The organism is Streptomyces montanus, assembly GCF_005786655.1.
GTDB classification, from domain to species: domain Bacteria; phylum Actinomycetota; class Actinomycetes; order Streptomycetales; family Streptomycetaceae; genus Streptomyces; species Streptomyces sporangiiformans.
In genome coordinates, this window is the sequence record NZ_VBZC01000004.1 from 91762 (window position 1) to 105868 (window position 14107).

Genomic DNA, 14107 nt, shown 5'->3' on the forward strand with positions numbered 1-14107 from the left:
AACCTCGACCGATTCGCGAAGGAGACGGTCCACTGTGGACGCCATCGACGAGAAGATCATCGCCGAGCTGACCCGCAACGGCCGCATCTCGCACTCCGAGTTGGCCAGCAAAGTGCTGCTGTCCCGGAACGCGGTGCGCCAGCGCATCGAACGGCTTGAGCGCGAGGGACACATCGCCGGCTACACCATCGTCCGCGCGGGCGACGACACCGGCAATGTCGTCTCGGCGCTGGTCCTCGTCTACCGCCAGGACCGCATGCGCGGCGGCGACGTCCTGGCCGCGCTCAAATGCATCCCCGAGGTCGTCATCTGCGAGATCCTCAGCGGCGACTTCGACATCATGGTGCGCTTGGAGGCGGCCTCACTGGAACGCGTACGCGTCATCTGGGAGGACATCGCCCAGATGCCCGGCGTACGGGACACGGTCACCGCGCTCACCCTGTCCAGCGTCGTCAACCGCCCGCGAGGAGGGCGGAGTTCAACGGCACCGGGGTGAGCAGCGCCATCGCCTCTTCCCTGTCCAGCAGCCCGCCCTGGACCACGAGGTCCACCACGTCCGCCCCGGTGGCCAGGGCCTCTTTCGCGATCCAGGCGGCCGCCGCATAGCCGATGTGGGGGGTCAGGGCGGTCACCGAGCCCACCGACCGGGCAGCTTGGCGGGCCAGGTGATCCTCGTTGGCGGTGATTCCGGTAATGCAGTGCGTGCGCAGTGCAGTGCAGCCGCGTGTGAGCCACTGGATCGAGGTCAGCAGCAGGTGCCCGATCAGCGGCTCGAAGGCGTTGAGCTGGAGTTGCCCGTTCTCCGCGGCCATCGTGATCGACACGTCCGCGCCGGCCACCGCGTAGCAGATCTGGTTGACCATCTCCGGGATCACCGGGTTGACCTTGCCCGGCATGATCGACGACCCGGCCTGGCGGGGCGGCAGCGCGATCTCACCCAGGCCGCTCTGCGGGCCGCTGGACATCAGGCGCAGATCGTTGCAGATCTTCGACAGCTTCACGGCCAGCCGCTTCAGGACGCCGGAGACCAGCAGGAAGGCGCCGGTGTCGGAGGTCGCCTCGACCAGGTCGAAGGCCGGCTTCAGCTCAAGCCCGGTGAGGGCGCCCAGATGCCGGACCGCCGCCTCGGCATATCCCGCCTCGGCGGTGATACCGGTTCCGATGGCCGTGGCGCCGAGGCTGATCTCGTGCAGCAGCGGCAACGTCTCGCGCAAGCGAGCCATGTCCTCGACCAGGGTCACGCCGAAGGCGGTGAACTCCTGGCCGAGGGCCATGGGCACGGCGTCCTGCAGCTGGGTGCGGCCCACCTTCACCACATGGGCGAACTCCTCGCCCTTGGCCGCGAACGCCTGGGTGAGCGGGCCGAGTTCTTCCAGTAGCCCGCCCAGGGAGGTGCTGACGGCGAGCCGCAGCGCGGTGGGGTAGACGTCGTTGGTGGACTGGCAGCGGTTGACGTGGTCGAGCGGGGAGATCACGTCGTAACGGCCCTGCTCGAGGCCCAGATGTTCCAGGGCGAGGTTGGCGATGACCTCGTTGGCGTTCATGTTGGTGCTGGTGCCGGCACCGCCCTGGATGACGTCCACCCGGAACTCGCGGTGGTGGGATCCGTCCTCGATGGCCTGGCAGGCCGCCTCGATCGCCCGCGCGACCTCAGGCTTCAATGCGCCGATCTCCTCGTTGGCCCTGGCTGCGGCCCGTTTCACGGTGGCCAGCGTGCGGACCAGGGCGGGGTGGGCGGCCAGCGGGATGCCGCTGGCCTGGAAGTTCTCCAGCGCCCGGGCGGTGTGGATGCCCCAGTAGGCGTCGGCCGGTACCGTCAGTTCGCCCAGGGAGTCGCGCTCGGTGCGGAAGGCGGTCATTGGACCACTTCACTGATGTGGTTGACGCAGACGACCTTGGGCTGGGTCATCTCCTCGAAGGCGAAGCGCACGCCTTCGCGGCCCATGCTGCCGTACTTGAACCCGCCGAACGGCATGGCGTCGAACCGGTAGTCGGACGAGTCGTTGATCATCACTCCGCCGGCTTCCAGCAGCCGGGCCGCGTTCAGGGCGCGGTCCAGGCGCGAGGTGAAGATGCCCGCGTGGAGGCTGTAGTCGATGGCGTTGGCCTGCTCGATGGCGTCCTCGAAGGACGTGAACGACTGCAGCACGACGACCGGGGCGAACACCTCCTCCTGCCAGATCGAGCAGGTCGCCGGGACGTCTTCCAGGACGGTCGGCCCATACAGGGCGCCGGTGGCGTCGTTGCCGCACAGCAGCACCGCGCCCTGGGCCACCGCCGTGTGGACCTTGGCCCGGGTGGCGGCCGCGGCCTCCTGGGTGATCATGGGGCCGACGTCGGTGCGCTCGTCGAGAGGGTCACCGACGCGCAGCATCTGGGTGCGAGCGACGAAGGCGTCGCGGAAGCGCTCGTAGACCTCGCGGGCGATCAGGATCCGCTGGGTGCCGATGCAGTTCTGGCCCGCGGCCCAGAACGCGCCGGAGACACAGGAGGCCACGGCCTCGTCGAGGTCGGCGTCGTCCATGACGATGACCGGGGCGTTTCCGCCCAGGTCCATGGCGAGCTTTTTCAGGCCGGCCGTGCGGGAGATGGCCTCGCCGGTGGCGAATCCGCCGGTGAAGGACACCATGCGCACGTCGGGGGCGGCCACGATCGCGGCGCCGATGTCGGCGTTGCCGTTGACGACGGTGACGATCTCCTCGGGCAGGCCGGCTTCGATGAGGGTGTCGACCAGCCGCAGCGCGGACAGCGGGGTCAGGGCGGACGGTTTGAGGATGACCGCGTTGCCGCCGGCGATGGCCGGTCCGAGTTTGTGGGCGACCAGGTTGAGGGGGTCGTTGAACGGGGTGATGGCGGCGATGATGCCCAGCGGTTCGCGGGTGAACCAGCCCTGCCGTTTCTCCGAGCCCTCATAGGAGTCGAAGGGGATGACCTCGCCGGCGTTGCGCCGTGCCTCGGCCGCGGACAGGGACAGGGTGTTGACCGCGCGGGCGACTTCCTTGCGGGCCTGGGTGATGGTCTTGCCGGCCTCGCTGACGATCAGCTGGGCGAAGGACTCGGCGCGCCGCTGGATCAGGTGGGCGGCGCGTTCCAGGAACGCGGCCCGGGAGGCGCGGGACAGCGCGGCCGCGGTGCGGCGCCCGCACCTGGCCTGCTGCAGGATGCTGCCGACGGCGCCTGCGCCGACGGTGGGGACCGAGGCGATGACCTCGCCGGTGTAAGGGTTGTGCACGGGCGTCGTGTCGGTGCCGAGTTCGACGCCGGCGGGCAGGACGGTGTCAGACACGGTGAGTCTCCTGGAGAGCGGGGCGCGTGGGGGCGGTGTCGTCGTCCGCGTGGCGCTGGTGGATGGCGATGAGGTCCGACAGCAGGGCGTAGGCGGTCTCGATGCGGCCGGCGCCCGGCCCGCAGACCGTGACGGTGCCGAGGAGGTCGGTGTGGAAGGCGACCGCGTTGACCGGGCCGGAGATCCCCGCCAGCGGGTGATGGGCGGGCAGGGCGAGCGGGGCGACGTGGGCCTCGACGCTGCCGTCCTCGTGGCGGGTGGCGGAGCCGACCAGCTTCCAGCGCAGCCCCTTCGAGGCGGCGTCCTGCACCTCGTGGGGGGTGATCGCCGAGATGCCCTCGCAGAAGACGTCCTCGCGGCGCAGGTCGGCGCCGAGGACCTCGTTGGCCAGGATCATGACCTTGAGCTGGACGTCGTGGCCCTCGATGTCCGCGGTGGGATCGGCTTCGGCGTACCCGAGCTCCTGGGCTTCGGCGATGGCCGCCGACAGCTCGATGCCCTCTTCGAGGCGGCCGAGGATGTAGTTCGAGGTGCCGTTCATGATGCCCTGGACGCCGGTGATCTCCAGGCCGCCGAACATCCGCTCGGCGGTGCGCAGGATGGGGGTGCCGCTGAGTACCGAGCCCTCGAACTCGAAGCTGACACCACGCTCGGCAGCCAGCCGCTTCAGTGCGCGGCCGGCGAGTGCGACCGGTCCCTTGTTGGTGGTGCACACGTGCTTGCCCGATTCCAGGGCCCAGCGCACGTGAGAGAGGGCGGGCTCGCCGTCGGTGGGGTTGGTGAACGTCGCCTCCACCACGATGTCGGCCGGGACCTCGCGGATCACCCACTCGTTGCGCGGATCAGCGCTGCCTCCGTCAAGGCCCGCGAAGCTCAGCTCCCCGGGCTCGGCGGCCAGCAGCGGCGCCAGATCGATGCCGTCGGTGTCCACCAGGGAACCGGCCCGCAGATCAGTGATCGCCACCACCCGCAAGGCAAAGCCCAGCTCCTTGGCCAGGCGCTCCCCGCTCTGGGCTATGAGCTCGGAAAGCGCGCGATTGACGCCGCCGAATCCGATGAGGGCGAGATCGTATCGGCCCATGAGAAAGCTCCTTCACAGTGCGCCGCACCCTCCACGGTGCGGCTGCTCAGAGCCTCGCTGTCCGGCCTGTCACCTGCTCCATGCCGCAACGACCGCACGGCATGCCGATCTGTACCGTTGTGATGACGATTCGCTCACCCCGCGTCCGGCGACACGATCGCGGCCCCTATCGGTGCTTCATCTCCATCCGGTTTCCCGCCGTTGATCCTCGGAGTTTTCTGTCCGGCAGCCTCTTGACTCCCCTCCGGGACACTGCCAACCTCTGTGCCATATTCCAGCACTTCATTCCACAATGTGGCATGCCTGAGGGTGTTGGCCGGTAACTTCGAGAGCGCAACGGTTGCGATGCGGCGTTTCCAAATCCCCCGGACCCCGTCCAAACCGCCTTGAGTCGAACAGCTTCACGTCGGTGGCCCGTAAGCCCCCAGCGTTACGAAAGGAAAGTCCTGTGTCAGCTGCGAGGAAACGTGTCGCCGTCGTCGGTACCGGCACGGTGGGCAGCCAGGCCGCCTGGCGGCTGGCGGCACGGGGCGCCGAAGTCGTGGCCTACGACCGCTTCGCCCCCGGCCACGACCGCAGCGCCGCGGGCGGTGAGACCAGGGTCTTCCGCAGTGTGCAGAGTGACGACGGCCGCTATGTGCCGCTCGTCCGGCACGCCGACACCCTCTGGAAGCAGCTGCAGGCGGAGACCGGCCGGGAACTGCGCCGCCTGACCGGAGCGCTGTTCATGGGGCCGGCCGACGACCCCGAGATGCGTACCGTGATGGACGTCATCGCCGAGCACGGCCTCGACCACGAGGTGATCGACGCCGAGGCGATGGCCAAGCGTTTCCCGCAGTTCCGCGTCGACGACGGCGATCTGGTGGTCCTCGACCGCCACGCGGGCTTCGTCCGCCCCGAGCTGACGGTCCAGACCGCAGCCCGGCGCGCCGAGGAACTGGGCGCCCGGATCCGCCGCTACACCCCGGTGCGGGAGGTCACTCCCGTCGCCGGGGGAGGCGTGGAGATCCGCACCGACACCGACACGGAGCGATTCGACGCCGCGGTCGTCACCCCCGGCCCGTGGGTTGGCGACCTGCTGCCCGACCTGCCGTGGGAAGTGAGCGTCTACCGCGCGATCAGCGCCTGGTTCCTGCCCCACGAGGACCACCCGGCAGACGCGGAGCGTCCCGCCTTCATCCGCCGGGGCGACATCCCCTTCTACGGCATCCCGTCTCCGGACGGCCTGACTGTCAAGCTCGGCCTGCCCCAGGCCCACCACAAGCCCGTAGACGACCCGAACCGGCTGAACCGGACCGTCGCACCGGAGGAACTGGAGACCTTCACGGCGGCGGTGCGGCGCCACCTGCCCGGCCTGAACCCCGATCCGGTGCGCCTGACCGTCTTCATGGAGGGCTACACCGACAGCACCAGGCCGCTGGTCGGCCCCCTGCCGGGCTGCGACGACATCGTCCTGCTGGCCGGCTTCTCCGGCCAGGGCTTCAAGCTCTCGCCCGCCATGGGCGACATCGCCGCGGACCTCGCCCTGGAAGGCCGCACCTCCCAGCCGATCGACTTCGTCACCACAAACGGCCGTGCTGCGGCCTGAGTTCGAACGAGGTAAGGCATTGCCCTGACCATCGGCCCGCTGCGGGCGATCTCGGTCAGAAGACTTGCGGGAGCCTGCCCGCCGACCTCGGCACCACGACAGTGGATGTTCCCTTGATTCTTGTCAACGGCTCCCGTCCCGGCCCCAGGGTCGTGATCACCGGTGGCGTCCACGGCGGCGACTTCAGTGCCTGCTGTCGGTCGGTCAGTGTGGCCCGTTCATCGGAAGGTGGCAGCCGAGCCCCGGTGGCAGCGAAGTCGGGCGAGGCCATCAGATGCGAGGCCGGCACCACGCTCTCTGCCCCGGCCTCAGAGCGCAGCCGCACCGAAGTACCGGCCAGGCCCACGACCCCGGTAGCCCGCCAGCCACCGCACGTTAGCCACTGCGATCTGGTCCGGCGCCCCAACCAGCCGGAACTCCCACCCCAGCACGTCGCAGGCCGCCCGAGTCGCCTCAAACTTCATCCAGTCCCGCGGTTTGCGACGGTTCGCTGGGCGGCAGTCGATCACGATCGCCGAGCCGTCCGCACGGCGCGCGAAATAGTCCGGAGCATGAGAGAGATGCTCTTGCCCTTATCCGAAGCCCAGAACAGCCAGAACGGTTGCGAGGACAACCCCACCACCGAGGGGTCGAAGTCCAGCAGCATCACGTGATCGCGTTCCAGCCAGGACTCGTAACCGATGTGCCCACCAGCCGTTGGCGGCCACCACAAACCTGGCAGATGTCGCTGCCCCTTGTACGACTTGAACTCGCGTACAGGCGGGACGTCCTCGAACCGCACGGCCCACACGTCCGACAGCGAGCGCCGGAATTCTGAACCACCGGGGTCCAGGTCCCACCTCGAACCCCTCGGCTGGAGGTCCAGACGCCACTACATGTGAGGGTCGATTCGCTCGACATCTGACCTTCCATCAGATTGGAACGCGTTCTAGTCTGTCGCCGCATGGGGATCGGGATCACACGGGAACAGCGTGAGCTGGCCGAGGCCGTGCGCGGGTGGATCGCGCGGGCGGTGCCTCCTGAGGAGGTGCGCAAGCTCCTCGACGCGCCGGGGGAGGGCAGACCGCCCTTCTGGGACGGGCTCGCCGCGCAGGGGTTGCTAGGCGTGCACCTGCCCGAGGAGTACGGCGGCGGGGGCGGCGATGTCCTCGACCTCGCCGTGGTGGTGGAGGAGGCGGCGCGGGCCGCGCTGCCGGGGCCGTTCGTCTCCAGCCTCCTGGCCTCGCTGGTGCTGGCCCGCGCGGGGGCGGACGCTCTGGTGCGGGCACTTGCCTCGGGGGAGCGGACCGCGGCCGTGGCATGGGAGGCGGGGTCGCTCACGGCGCGGGCCGTGCCTGGCGGATACGTACTCGACGGGGTCGCGCCGCCGGTGCTGTCCGGGGCCGAGGCGGACCTGCTCATCCTGGCGGCCGAGACCGAGACCGAGACCGAGACCGAGACCGAGATCGAGACCGAGATCGAGACCATCGGCATCGGCACCGACTCCGAGGCGGGCGGCACGATATGGGTGGTCGTCGACGCGGCCGAGGTGGCCGTGCGGGCCCACGAGAGCGCGGACCCGACGCGGGCGACCGCGGAGGTGAGGGCGGACGGAGTGCGCGTGCCCGCCGAGCGCGTTCTGCCCGTCGGCTCCGCGCCGGTCCGCGACCTCGCTGCCGTCGTCCTCGCCGCGGACGCGTGCGGCACCGCCGCGTGGGCGCTGCACACCGCGGCCGAGTACGCCAAGGTCCGCGAACAGTTCGGCCACCCCATCGGCCGCTTCCAGGGCGTGAAGCACCTGTGCGCCGACATGCTGGTGCGGGTCGAGCAGGCGCGAGCGCTCACCTGGGACGCGGCCCGCGCCACTCAGGAGCCGGACAACGTAGGGGAGTTGGTGTCGGCCCTGGCCGCCGCCGACGCCCTGGACGCCGCGTACTCCTGTGCCAAGGACTGCATTCAGATCCTCGGCGGCATCGGGTTCACCTGGGAGCACGACGCCCATCTGTATCTGCGGCGGGCGGTGGTGGCACGGCAGCTGTTCGGTGCCGGTGACGTACACCGGCTGCGTGCCGTACGGCTCGCGGCGAGCGGCGTACGGCGGGAGTTACGGCTGGATCTGCCGGCGGAGGCCTCGGTGTACCGGGCGGCGGCCCGCGAGTTCGTCGAGGGCGTGCGCGGGCTCGAACCGGCCGCCGTACGGCGGGTGCTGGCGCCCACCGGGTACGCGGCGCCGCATCTGCCACCGCCGTACGGACTCGGTGCCGGGCCCGTCCAACAGCTCGCCGTGCAGGAAGAGTTGGCCGCCGCGGGCGTACGGATGAGTGAACTGGGGATCGCCACCTGGGTCGTACCGTCGCTCATCGCGTACGGGACGCGGGAGCAGCAGGAGCGCTATCTGCTGCCGACGTTGCGCGGGGAGATGCTGTGGTGTCAGCTCTTCTCGGAGCCGGGGGCCGGGTCCGATCTCGCCTCGCTGCGGACGCGTGCCGAGCGGACCGCGGACGGGCGCTGGCGGATCAACGGGCAGAAGGTGTGGACGAGTTCGGCGCGCTGGGCGGACTACGGGATCCTGCTGGCCCGTACGGATCCGGAGGCGCCTAAGCACAAGGGGCTCACGTACTTCGTCGTCGACATGAAGAACACCGACGGCATCGATATACGTCCCCTGAAGGAGATCACCGGCGAATCGCTGTTCAACGAGGTCTACTTCGACGACGTGGTGCTGCCCGCGGACGCGGTGGTCGGCGACGTCGACGACGGCTGGAAGGTCGCGCGGAACACGCTCGGCAACGAACGCGTCCACATGGCCGACCAGTTGACTTTCGGTACCGGCATCGAGGCTCTCCTCCTGCGGGCCGGTGACCACGACGACGCCGTACGCGTGCGCATCGGGGCGTTGGTCGCACAGGCGCACGCGCTGGCCTGCATCGGGCTGCGGACGACCATGCGGCAGGTGTCGGGCGTGGAACCGGGGGCCGGCGCGTCCGTACGCAAGCTCGTGCAGACCGTGCATCAGCAGAGGGTCGCCGAGCTGGCGCTCGAACTCCTCGGTCCTGAGGGGGCGTTGCGCGAGGGAGCCGGGGAGCGGGCCGTGCACGGATTCCTGCTCTCGCGGTGTCTGACCATCGCCGGCGGTACGACGCAGGTGCAGCTGAACGTGGTCGCCGAGCGCATCCTCGGCCTGCCACGGGACTGAGACGAGAGGGCAGCGATGAAGGCATTCGTCGTCGGTGTGGGCATGACGAAGTTCGAGAAGCCGGAGACGCGGGAGTGGCAGTACTGGGACATGGTGCGCGAGGCGGGCACCAACGCCCTTGAGGACGCCGGGATTTCGTATGCCGAGGTGGAGCAGGTGCCCGTCGGATACTGCTTCCAGGCCTCCACGGCCGGGCAGCGTGCGGCGTATGAACTGGGGCTGACCGGCGTGCCCGTTTACAACGTCAACAACAACTGCGCGACCGGCTCGACCGCCCTGATGCTCGCCCGGCAGTTCGTCGAGGGCGGCGCGAGCGACTGCGTACTGGCTCTCGGGTTCGAGAAGATGGCACGCGGGGCGTTGGGCGGGGGAACGGACGGCCGTGACTTCAGTACGTCTCCCGTCGCCCGGCACTACGGCGTGATGGCGGCGCGGCACGGCTTCGCGATGACGCCGCCGACCGCCCAGATCTTCGGGAACGCCGCGCGGGAGCACATGGAGAAGTACGGCACCACCGAGGCGCAGCTGGCGGCCGTCGGGGCGAAGAACCATCGGCACTCGGCCGGAAACCCGTACGCCCAGTTCCAGGACGTGTACTCCGTCGACGAGATCCTCGCCGCACGGGTCGTGCACCGGCCGCTGACCAAGCTCCAGTGCTCGCCCACCTCGGACGGTGCGGCCGCCGCGCTCGTCGTGTCGGAGCGGTTCGTGGAGCGGCACGGGCTGGACGGGAAGGCCGTGGAGATCGTCGGCCAGGCGATGACCACGGACACCGAGGAGTCCTTCGCGTCCGGGGCGTGCGTCGAGGTCGTCGGACAGCCGATGTCGCGGGCCGCCGCCCGGCAGGTGTACGAGAGGACGGGGCTCGGCATCGAGGACGTCGATGTCGTCGAGCTGCACGACTGCTTCTCGATCAACGAACTGCTGACGTACGAGGCGCTCGGGATGTGCGCGCCGGGGGAGTCCGGGAAACTCGTGGAGTCGGGGGCGACGACATACGGCGGGCGGTGGGTGGTGAACCCGTCCGGAGGGCTCATCTCGAAGGGGCATCCCCTCGGGGCCACCGGTATCGCGCAGGTCGCCGAACTGGTGTGGCAGCTGAGGGGAGAGGCGGGGGAGCGGCAGGTGCCACGCGCGCGCGTGGGGCTCGCGCACAACATCGGGCTCGGGGGCGCGGCGGTGGTGACGCTGCTGCGCGCGGTGTAGCGGCCTGGCCTCCAGGTCGTAGGTCGTCCTAGGTCGTGAGACGGAGGGGCCGTGCGCCGAAAATCCGATGTACGGGGCACCGGGTGGTTGAGAGCATGACCCCCATGCTCAGAGCCGCCGCAGAGGTGCCCGTGTCCCGCCGTTCCGCGCCGCCCACCTGGGTGGTGGTCGCGCTTGCCTGCGCGGGGCAGTTCCTCGTCGTCCTCGACATCTCCGTGGTCAATGTGGCGTTGCCCTCGATGCGGGCCGACCTGGCGCTGAGCGCGCCGGGGCTGCAGTGGGTCGTCAACGCGTACACGATCGCCTTCGCCGGCTTCATGCTGCTCGGCGGACGGGCCGGGGACCTGTACGGGCGCAAGCGGATGTTCCTGGTCGGGCTCGCCCTGTTCACGCTCGCCTCCCTCGGGGGCGGTCTCGCCCAGGCCGAGTGGCAGCTGCTGGCCGCGCGGGCCGTGCAGGGTCTGGGGGCGGCGGTGCTCGCGCCCTCGACGCTGACGATCGTCACCTCGACCGTCCCGGAAGGGGTGGCACGCGCGCGGGCCATCGCGACCTGGACCGCCGTCGGCGGGGGCGGTGGCGCGGCGGGCGGGCTCGTCGGCGGATTGCTGGTCGACGGGCTGTCGTGGCGGTGGGTGCTGCTGATCAACGTGCCTGTCGGCGCGGTCGTGCTGGCCGGCGCCCTGCTGTGGCTCGTCGAGAGCCGGGCCGGCGAGCGGCGGCGGCTCGATCTGCCGGGGGCGCTGCTGGTGACGGCCGGGCTCGCGACCCTCGCGTACGGGATCGTGCAGACCGAGATCGAGGGCTGGACGTCGTCCGCGACCCTTGCCCCGCTGGCCGGAGGCGCAGCGCTGCTCGGGCTCTTCCTGTTCGTCGAGACGCGGACGAAGGCGCCGCTGATGCCGCTGAAGCTGTTCCGGCTGCGGTCGGTGTCGTCGGCGAACGTGGCGATGTTCCTGTGCGGGGCGGCCATGTTCTGCATGTGGTTCTTCATGACGTTGTACGCGCAGAACGTGCTCGGCTACACGCCGCTGGAAGCCGGGCTCGCGCTCATGCCCAGCTCGCTCGCGGTGGTGCTGGGCTCGCAGGCCGCACCACGGTTCATGCGGGTCGCCGGAGCGCGCACGGCCGCGGTGATCGGGACGCTGGTGGCCGCCGCCGGGTTCGGCTGGCAGTCGACGATGAGCGCGGACGGCACGTATCTCACCGCGATCATGTTCCCCGGGATCCTGATGATGCTCGGCGCGGGACTGGCCGCGACGCCGCTCGCCTCGCTGGCCACGTCGGGGGCGGCGCCAGGGGATGCCGGGCTGGTGTCGGGGCTGGTCAACACCTCGCGCACGATGGGCGGTGCGCTGGGACTCTCGGTGATGTCGACCATCGCGGCGGCACGCACAGGGGGCGGAACGTCGGCCGCGGAGCTCACGGAGGGGTACGCGCTGGCCTTCCGGACGGGGGCGGGCGTGCTGATCGCGGGTGTAGTGCTGATGCTGTTGTGGCTGCCGCGGCGGGGGCAGGCGCAGGCCGCGAGCGCCTGAACCACGGACGTACGAGAAAGGGCGCGAGCGGAGGCAACGGAATCCGAGGTCCATGGACTCTATAGGGCATCAAGGAGGTGCCCATGGGGGATCGGAAGCAGGCTCTGGACGAGGAGTTCCAGAGCTTTGTCATCGGCCGATGGCCGCGGCTGATGCGTACGGCATTTCTCCTCACGGGGGAGCAGCACGCGGCGGAGGACCTGGTCCAGTCGTCGCTGGAGCGGGCGTACGTGGCGTGGCGCAAGGTCAGCGCCGCGGACGACCCGGACGCGTATGTGTGGCGCCTGATGATCAACGCGCATGCGCGAAAGCACCGCAGGCGCCTCAAGGAGTTCCTGGCCCCCAGGTCCGACGCGGATTTCACACCCGAGCTGCCCGACACCGGAGACCGGATCGCCCAGGCCGACGACCGCTCCGCGTTGCTCAAGGCGCTGTCCCAACTGCCGCCCCGGCAGCGGGAAGCGGTGGTGTTGCGCTACTGGGAGGACCTGAGCGAGGCGCAGGCGGCAGAGGCGATGGGCTGCTCGGCGGGGGCGGTGAAGAGCAACGCGGCGAAGGGGATCGCGAAGCTCCGCGCCATACCGGGCCTGGCCGAGACGGTGACGCACGGAGGGCGGAAGTGATGAGCGCGGACCGGGAGACGAACCACGACATGACGCATGGCGACATGACGCACGGCGACGTGACGCACAGCGACATCGCCCTCCTGCTGGCGGACGCCGCGGACGAGGTCGAAATCGGTATAGCCCCCTATCAGTCGGTGGTACGAGGCGGTCGGCGCCGCAAGGCGCGGCGCTGGGCGGTGGCGGCCGCGGCTGCCCTGGTGATCGCGGGCTCGACGGGATCGCTGGCGCTGGCCGGAGCGCTGGACGGCGACGGAGACCGGGGCGCGCCGGTGGCCACACAGCCTTCGACGGTCGAGGAGCGGCACCTGTACGAGCCGGGGCGGACCACGCTCGCGACCGGCCGTGACCAGGGCAAGGAGTGGCGGGTTGCCATCGATGTATGGGGAGCGCCGAAGGACAAGGCGGAGGCACAGAGCCAGCTGGACGCGATGGCCTTGTACGGCGTCAAGCCGGCGGACGTACGCGTGGCCGGGGACCTGGTCGGCAAGGGCTGGGTGTTCGTGCACCTGACGGTGGGCGACGGAGAACCGTCGACGGTGGTTCAGGGAGCGGTCGAGAAGGGCGACTCCATGTCGGGTACGGACATCCAGGCGTACTCGATGCCACTGAAGACCGGCGGCTCCGACCGCGCCGACGCTTCCCGCGACCTCGTGATCGGCAAGGTCGCCCCCACCGCCCAACAGGTCATCTGCGCCTGGGACAACGACACGGCGACCGTCGTCGACCGGGCACCCCAGGGCGCGGAAACCAGCACGGACGTCCTCTCGATCCGCCCGGTCGACGGCTCCCAGCCGAGCTGGTTCGTCTGCCTGTCACCGAAGGGGCAGGGCTACAAGACGGCGGATGTGGCGGGCTTCGTGAAGGACTGACTCGAGGGGCGGGCACGGATCGGCGGACCCGGGCGACAGGGCCTAAAGCCAGCCCTGCTGCCGGGCCTCCCGCATCGCCTCCATGCGGTTGCGGGTGCCCGTCTTGCCGATCGCGGAGGAGAGGTAGTTGCGCACGGTGGACTCGGAGAGGTGCAGCTTGGCCGCGATATCGGCGATGGTCGCGCCGTCGGCGGAGGCCTTGAGGACGTCGCACTCGCGGGCGGTGAGCGGACTGGGCCCTGCGCTCAACGCGGCCGCGGCAAGCGCGGGATCGACGACCGTCTCGCCGGTCAGCACCCGGCGGATACAGGTGGCCAGCTCCTCCACGGGGCCGTCCTTCACCAGGAACCCCGCGGCTCCCGCCTCCATGGCCCGCCGCAGATACCCCGGTCTCCCGAAGGTGGTGAGGATCAGCACCCGGCAGTCGGGCACCTCGTCCCGCAGCAGCGCGGCGGCGTCGAGGCCGCTGATCCCCGGAAGCTCGATGTCCAGCAGCGCGACATCGGGCCGTGACTCCAGCGCGGCGTCCACGATCGCGTCCCCCGCCGCCACCTGCGCGACCACCTCGATGTCCTCCTCCAGCCCGAGAAGCAGAGCGAGGGCGCCGCGCATCATCCCCTGGTCCTCGGCGAGCAGGACGCGGATGGACTTGGCAGGCCGGTAATCCCGGGGCATCTCGGTCACGGCCCAAGAGTAGAGCGGGGAGGCCGGGTTGAAGCGGGTGGTGGCCTGGGAGTTCAC

The 14107-nt window shown here is 70.2% G+C and carries 12 protein-coding genes; 7 read left to right on the plus strand and 5 right to left on the minus strand.

Translation table 11 applies throughout. The annotated features are described in order from the left end of the window. Nucleotides 1-34: 34 nt before the first annotated feature. Nucleotides 35-496 carry an Lrp/AsnC family transcriptional regulator gene (locus FE633_RS04425; protein ID WP_119104462.1) on the plus strand — a complete coding sequence of 154 codons (462 nt, stop codon included), beginning with the start codon at nt 35-37 and terminating at the stop codon, nt 494-496. Here FE633_RS04425 and FE633_RS04430 read toward each other — a convergent pair. Genes FE633_RS04430 through FE633_RS04440 form a run of 3 tightly spaced genes read right to left on the minus strand, consistent with a single transcriptional unit; the run spans nt 453 to nt 4367 of the window. Then, nucleotides 453-1859, minus strand: coding sequence for an aspartate ammonia-lyase (locus tag FE633_RS04430; RefSeq protein WP_138043739.1), 1407 nt, complete (start codon nt 1857-1859; stop codon nt 453-455). The genes FE633_RS04425 and FE633_RS04430 overlap by 44 nt on opposite strands. Then, nucleotides 1856-3286 (minus strand): aldehyde dehydrogenase family protein, encoded by a 1431-nt coding sequence (locus FE633_RS04435; protein ID WP_138043740.1) that lies wholly within the window; start codon nt 3284-3286, stop codon nt 1856-1858. The genes FE633_RS04430 and FE633_RS04435 overlap by 4 nt, the downstream gene beginning before the upstream one ends. Then, the gene (locus FE633_RS04440) at nt 3279-4367 is read right to left on the minus strand and encodes a homoserine dehydrogenase (protein WP_138043741.1); all 1089 of its coding nucleotides are present in this window, start codon (nt 4365-4367) and stop codon (nt 3279-3281) included. The genes FE633_RS04435 and FE633_RS04440 overlap by 8 nt, the downstream gene beginning before the upstream one ends. Nucleotides 4368-4815: 448 nt before the next feature. Between FE633_RS04440 and solA the strand changes: the two genes are divergently transcribed. After that, on the plus strand, nt 4816-5955 hold the full coding sequence (gene solA / locus FE633_RS04445; RefSeq protein WP_138043742.1) for an N-methyl-L-tryptophan oxidase: 1140 nt from the start codon (nt 4816-4818) through the stop codon (nt 5953-5955). Between the two features lie 505 nt (nt 5956-6460). Here the strand turns inward: solA and FE633_RS48060 are convergent. Beyond that, nucleotides 6461-6745 carry a TnsA-like heteromeric transposase endonuclease subunit gene (locus FE633_RS48060; RefSeq protein ID WP_342790899.1) on the minus strand — a complete coding sequence of 95 codons (285 nt, stop codon included), beginning with the start codon at nt 6743-6745 and terminating at the stop codon, nt 6461-6463. 153 nt (nt 6746-6898) lie between these two features. Between FE633_RS48060 and FE633_RS04460 the strand changes: the two genes are divergently transcribed. The 5 genes from FE633_RS04460 (at nt 6899) to FE633_RS04480 (ending at nt 13366) form a co-directional block, all read left to right on the plus strand. Then, nucleotides 6899-9130, plus strand: a complete 2232-nt coding sequence (locus tag FE633_RS04460; protein ID WP_138043743.1) for an acyl-CoA dehydrogenase family protein — start codon at nt 6899-6901, stop codon at nt 9128-9130. A 15-nt stretch (nt 9131-9145) separates the two neighbouring features. Next, a complete protein-coding gene (locus FE633_RS04465; protein ID WP_138043744.1) occupies nt 9146-10336 on the plus strand; it encodes a lipid-transfer protein in 1191 nt (396 codons plus the stop codon). A gap of 95 nt (nt 10337-10431) precedes the next feature. Next, on the plus strand, nt 10432-11871 hold the full coding sequence (locus FE633_RS04470) for an MFS transporter (protein ID WP_138043745.1): 1440 nt from the start codon (nt 10432-10434) through the stop codon (nt 11869-11871). 83 nt (nt 11872-11954) lie between these two features. Then, nucleotides 11955-12494: a SigE family RNA polymerase sigma factor gene (locus FE633_RS04475; protein ID WP_138043746.1), complete on the plus strand. Its 540-nt coding sequence runs from the start codon at nt 11955-11957 to the stop codon at nt 12492-12494. After that, entirely contained in the window at nt 12494-13366 is an 873-nt protein-coding gene (locus FE633_RS04480) for a hypothetical protein (protein ID WP_171059795.1), read from the plus strand. The genes FE633_RS04475 and FE633_RS04480 overlap by 1 nt, the downstream gene beginning before the upstream one ends. Before the next feature lie 42 nt (nt 13367-13408). On the opposite strand, the gene FE633_RS04485 is transcribed toward FE633_RS04480, so the two are convergent. Next, a complete protein-coding gene (locus FE633_RS04485) occupies nt 13409-14041 on the minus strand; it encodes a response regulator transcription factor (protein ID WP_138043876.1) in 633 nt (210 codons plus the stop codon). Nucleotides 14042-14107 lie beyond the last annotated feature (66 nt).

Bases quoted from the DNA above. Each gene is read 5' to 3' on its own strand.
- FE633_RS04485 (WP_138043876.1), bottom strand. From the start codon at position 14,041: ATGCCCCGGGATTACCGGCCTGCCAAGTCCATCCGCGTCCTGCTCGCC.
- FE633_RS04465 (WP_138043744.1), top strand. From the start codon at position 9,146: ATGAAGGCATTCGTCGTCGGTGTGGGCATGACGAAGTTCGAGAAGCCG.
- FE633_RS04480 (WP_171059795.1), top strand. From the start codon at position 12,494: ATGAGCGCGGACCGGGAGACGAACCACGACATGACGCATGGCGACATG.
- FE633_RS04470 (WP_138043745.1), top strand. From the start codon at position 10,432: ATGACCCCCATGCTCAGAGCCGCCGCAGAGGTGCCCGTGTCCCGCCGT.
- FE633_RS04440 (WP_138043741.1), bottom strand. From the start codon at position 4,367: ATGGGCCGATACGATCTCGCCCTCATCGGATTCGGCGGCGTCAATCGC.
- FE633_RS04460 (WP_138043743.1), top strand. From the start codon at position 6,899: ATGGGGATCGGGATCACACGGGAACAGCGTGAGCTGGCCGAGGCCGTG.
- FE633_RS04475 (WP_138043746.1), top strand. From the start codon at position 11,955: ATGGGGGATCGGAAGCAGGCTCTGGACGAGGAGTTCCAGAGCTTTGTC.
- FE633_RS04430 (WP_138043739.1), bottom strand. From the start codon at position 1,859: ATGACCGCCTTCCGCACCGAGCGCGACTCCCTGGGCGAACTGACGGTA.